This is a genomic window from Gillisia xinjiangensis (assembly GCF_046298265.1).
In the GTDB taxonomy this organism is placed as follows: Bacteria; Bacteroidota; Bacteroidia; order Flavobacteriales; family Flavobacteriaceae; genus Gillisia; species Gillisia xinjiangensis.
In genome coordinates this window covers 1-4,781 of record NZ_JBKAHK010000014.1, presented here as the reverse complement: position 1 = coordinate 4,781, position 4,781 = coordinate 1, and the positions used below count along the sequence as shown (strand labels likewise).

The following is a 4,781-nucleotide window of genomic DNA, read 5'->3' as shown; positions in this document are numbered from 1 at the left end:
GCCTACAGGAATTCACGCCATACGGGTATTGGACCAGAATTCAATAGAGAGGCAATACTATACTTTTAAGCAAAACTGGACTGTACAAACAATAGATATTCCATACCTCACATCCGGCTTAAACTTTTTATTGATATATACAGATATCGGGGTAATTACTAAAAAAATTCTAGTGAGGTAAGTACAGGTAAACTCTGTATCCCTGCTTCTTTGTTGGCCCTCTTACTGTACAAACGGTTGAAGGTGAGGAACAATAAAAACCATTACGCCATGAAAAGCCAAATTTAGCTCGCAGCAACTAAAACCACATGGGAAGAGCTTGATACGCTATCAAGACACCAAACAAATTACAATAAAATTGCTGTGTAACATCAGTTATTAAATAAAACACATATGAAAACATATTTATTCCTGCTTTCTGTTCTAATCCTCAATGTTAGTTGTGAAAGCGAAGGTCAAAGTCTTGAAAAAGTAAATATTATAGCCCAAGGGGATTGCATAATCGGCAACGTTGAAGGGCTTGTTATGGAATTTTGCATATTCGATATTGAGGGAAATTCGAGGACAGTGTTTAATGAAAATGAAAATTTTATTATAAGTTTGGTCTTAAAAAATCTTTCTCAAGAAACTATGGTAATCGATCAAAACCTAATTGATGCCAATTTTTTTAGAGTTATAAATGTAGTGGACAATGAAGATTTTGGTACGCCCTACACTGCAGTTTGGTGCCAATACAGCCTAGCTCCTAGAGAGTTGCAATTAGAACCTGGCACATCATTGACACTTAATAGTCCTTGGGTATTAGATTTTGAAAAAGAAGTTTTTCCCACTGCTCCACTTTGCAAGAGCGAAAATAATGAGTTTCTTAACAAGGGGGTTTATTCCACTGGATTTGATACCGCTTTTACTATAAAAAAAGGGGAACGAACAATTCAACTCAGTGGACAATCTGAAATATCAATTCTATTCACCATAAATTAATGGACTAAAATGAAAAAATCATTATTCTATTTGACTTTTACGGTCTTACTGATTTCTTCTACTTTCGCACATAGTCAAATCAAGACTGAATATTTTACAAATCAAAAAGAATTTGAAAGGGTTTTGAGATTGCCAAAAGATTTCAAACCCATAGAAACAAGGACCCTACCAAATTTTGATCTTACCAAACTAATTAACGAAGATAAAAGGAATTCCAATGGAAACAGACCTTTTCGTTTCGGCAAAGGCTTTAATTTAAATCTAGAAGTACATAATGGAGACTGGAAGGAGGTAAACGATGGACGCATATGGTCAATAGAATTTTTTTCCAAAGGTGCAAAATCCATTAATTTTGTATTCGAAAAATTACAACTTATAGAGGGAGCTGAACTTTATGCCTTTAATGATACTGGCACTGTAGTCTATGGCCCTGTCACTCATTTGGATAATAAAGAAACAGGAGTTTTTTTAACAGATTTAGTCCAAGGGGAGCGTGTAACCATTTACATACATGAACCCAATTTGGATAATAAAAGTTCAAGTTTGATAATAAAGAAGGTTGTCCATGGATATAAAGGAATAGGAAAAATGACCAACGGAAATCCAGGAGCCTCTGAAAATTGCAATATTAATATAGAGTGCTTTCCCGCTTGGGACTTGCATTCGGATGCGGTGGGTTTGGTATTGCTATCCAATGGTGAGGAATGGTGTAGCGGCTCTCTAGTAATGTCGGCCGATCAAAGTTTTCAACCTTTTTTTTTTAAGTGCCTTCCATTGTATCGATACAGACTCTAATGGAGCAATAGGGGTAGCAGAAAGGGATAATGCAGAGGATTGGATGTTTAAATTCCAGTTTAAATATTCTAATTGCAGTGGCACCACTCCAGGTTTGAGTTATGCTTATAATGGTTCAACATTCAGGGCAGGATGGTTTAATACTGATTTTCTGCTTATGGAACTTAATAACTCTCCAATAGGGAATAATCAAATTTCTTGGGCTGGATGGGATAGAAGTGCTAATATACCTGATAGTGGGGCAGGAATCCATCATCCAGCAGGGGATGTAATGAAGATTTCTCTTGATAACAACCAATTTCAAACTTCTAGCTGGAATGGTGTGAACAATCATTGGCTTCTTTCTTATGATGATGGTGTCGTACAACATGGTTCTTCAGGCTCTCCAATTTTCAATCAAAATAATAGAATTGTTGGGCAATTACACGGAAACCAAAACTATAATGAAACTCAAACATATTGCAATCAGCCTAGCGCCGAATATGGAATGTTGAGTGTTTCGTGGGCGGGAGGTGGTACAAATGAAACACGGTTAAGCAATTGGCTCGATCCGTGCAATTCTGGGAATATCACCACAAATACAAGTCGACCTCCCAGCATTGTCGGTCCCGATTTGGTCTGCTCTTCAGGAACCTCATTCTCGTTTAACAATCTACCCACCGGGGCAAACATAACTTGGACTAACAGCACCATACTTTCCCGTATTTCCGCACAAGATTCCAATCCAGGTATTTTTTCAGCGAACGGCCAGGGAAAGGGTTGGCTAGAAGCGGAGATTGCTCTACCCAATGGGTGTGGTAACAATATAATTGTTAGAAAAGATGTGTGGACAGGAAGCCCAAATGAAGTGACTAAACTGAGCCATGTATCATTTGGATGTACCATGGGTGAGATAATTGCTAAACCAGCGCTGGGTGCGGAGCAATATGAATGGCAGGTGTTTAATGCCATCATAGTAAATCCGTATTCGGGAACCTCTTATACCGGAGAAGAGGGATCCATCTTCGTAGATCCCTCGGATAACGTCAACAGTTTTACCATTAAGATACGGGCGTTGAACAGTTGTGGTACTTCGGACTGGTATACAAAAACTATCCCTATGGATTGTAGTGGCGGCCCTACCCCTTTAAGTACAGCTCCTGAAGTAGAGAATGATGCTACAGAAACAATTGTAGCCTATCCAAATCCTGCGAATGACCAGATTACTGTTATTGTAAGGGGAGATTACGAATATACTGGCACTCGGCCTACAGGAATTCACGCCATACGGGTATTGGACCAGAATTCAATAGAGAGGCAATACTATACTTTTAAGCAAAACAAGACTGTTCAAACAATAGATATTTCATACCTCTCACCAGGCTTAAACTTTTTATTGATATATACAGATATTGGGATAGTTACTAAAAAAATTCTAGTGAGGTAAGAATCAAATAAACTCAGCGGCCTTTCTTCTTTATTTGCCCACCTACGGTACTAATAGTAGATATTGGTTCATTCTAATGCCACTTATCTAAAGGTCTAAAAAAGTATTTATCATGGTTAGCCTAAGATAATGGAATATATATAGTAATATTAAGAAAGGTGGAATTAGCAAGAGGGTAACACGCGGAGCGATGTTACAAATTCATTCCCCCTTGATTTTCAGTATTTTACAAAAAATGCACTTATTAGAATTTAGTAAATTTCCCTGAAATACTTTGGGAAGCCCTGTAAACAGACAAATTTTTACGTGAAATTTTAGTAAAATGTTATTTTATGGGATCAAAAAAGAAGATGAAAAATCATTTTAATCCAAGTCTGTAGATCAAATTTTTGATTAAATAATCGATCTTCATTTCAAGTTTTTATTTTTCCTTAATCTTTAATACCCTTCCCTTTTTGATATTAAAGGAACAGGATTTAAAATTAGCAGGCCCATAAACCGTTCAGCTACGCTTTCCTATTTATAGCCCTTTCCTAATTTCAAATCCTGAAATATATCTATATCAAAAAGGTAATGTGAAGGCTCTGAAAGAAGTAAATGAAACAAAGCTAAATACTATTTCATTTTGATTTTGACTCTTAATCCAACAAAAAAAAAGGTAAATGCTCGGGATAAAAAAAGTAAATGTTTTGGTAGACCGTGAGGTCTATTTTATTTGGTTTATAAGGTTTTTATTAAGTACTCTTTGAGGAAGTAAGTTTAAAGATCAAAAAATAGATCCTTCTTAAAATACAAAATAAAGAAAGGGATGCAAGATGTGTCATTGTAATGACAATCTTGCTTTGCGCCCGGAGGTTGCAAAGGAAAATCAAAGGGGGCACAGAAACCAAACTTCATTTTCAATTATTTGCTGGGAAAGTGCCCTAATTTTGTAAGCGTTTTTTATGATGCAGAAATCGTAAGGGCACTACTTCACGATTGTTTTTTTTAGTTTCTAATTTAAATTTTAAGTTACCTTCTTACTTACGGCCGTCCTTGCTGGTTTAAACAGGGAAGTAAGTGCCTTTTTTGATCTTACCTAACTTACATAAGCAGGTAGGTTAGGTAAGACTGTTTTTTTCGTTCTTACCTTTTCTATTTTCCTAACCCCAGGGACTTAAGGGGTTAATAGGTAAGTAGGTAAGAACATTTTTATTATTTTTTTTGAGGTATCAGGCCAGTTCTCCAAGAACCAGGAGCTCATGTATTATAAACACCAATACATTCCTGTTTAAAATTTCAATGACCCGGAATACAAAGGAAGCTACCATATTTTATAATTCCTAAAAGCAAGTTTTTTTCTTTTTTGGTTGGCCCTTTTTATTTCAATCTTAATCAAATCAATTCAAATTTCAGCATCGTTTTATTTTTGATGAGGAAACGATGAGCAAACGATGAGGCCGAGAACCCTTGGTATCACTGGTCTATATTACTATCTCTCATCATTCATCAAAAAAAAAGAAATAATATAGAACAAAAAAAAACTATGGTTATTTCTCCATACATCCGGAAATCGTCATCGGTCGCCTGAAAAGCCCCG

Annotated in this window: 4 protein-coding genes; all 4 read left to right on the top strand. The window is 36.2% G+C overall.

Going from position 1 to position 4,781, the window contains the following annotated elements; translation table 11 throughout:
• A partial coding sequence (locus tag ACKGJN_RS16150) for a hypothetical protein (protein ID WP_409540597.1) occupies window positions 1–181 on the top strand: 181 nt, incomplete at its 5' end.
• A gap of 212 nt (window positions 182–393) precedes the next feature.
• Entirely contained in the window at window positions 394–981 is a 588-nt protein-coding gene (locus ACKGJN_RS16145; RefSeq protein ID WP_409540596.1) for a hypothetical protein, read from the top strand.
• Between the two features lie 9 nt (window positions 982–990).
• Window positions 991–1,776 carry a hypothetical protein gene (locus ACKGJN_RS16140; RefSeq protein ID WP_409540595.1) on the top strand — a complete coding sequence of 262 codons (786 nt, stop codon included), beginning with the start codon at window positions 991–993 and terminating at the stop codon, window positions 1,774–1,776.
• A gap of 43 nt (window positions 1,777–1,819) precedes the next feature.
• Entirely contained in the window at window positions 1,820–3,202 is a 1,383-nt protein-coding gene (locus ACKGJN_RS16135; RefSeq protein WP_409540594.1) for a T9SS type A sorting domain-containing protein, read from the top strand.
• The last annotated feature ends 1,579 nt before the right edge of the window (window positions 3,203–4,781 follow it).

What these genes read in the sequence shown, in the direction of transcription:
- ACKGJN_RS16145 (WP_409540596.1), top strand. Translation starts at nt 394, where the DNA reads ATGAAAACATATTTATTCCTGCTTTCTGTTCTAATCCTCAATGTTAGT.
- ACKGJN_RS16135 (WP_409540594.1), top strand. Translation starts at nt 1,820, where the DNA reads ATGTTTAAATTCCAGTTTAAATATTCTAATTGCAGTGGCACCACTCCA.
- ACKGJN_RS16140 (WP_409540595.1), top strand. Translation starts at nt 991, where the DNA reads ATGAAAAAATCATTATTCTATTTGACTTTTACGGTCTTACTGATTTCT.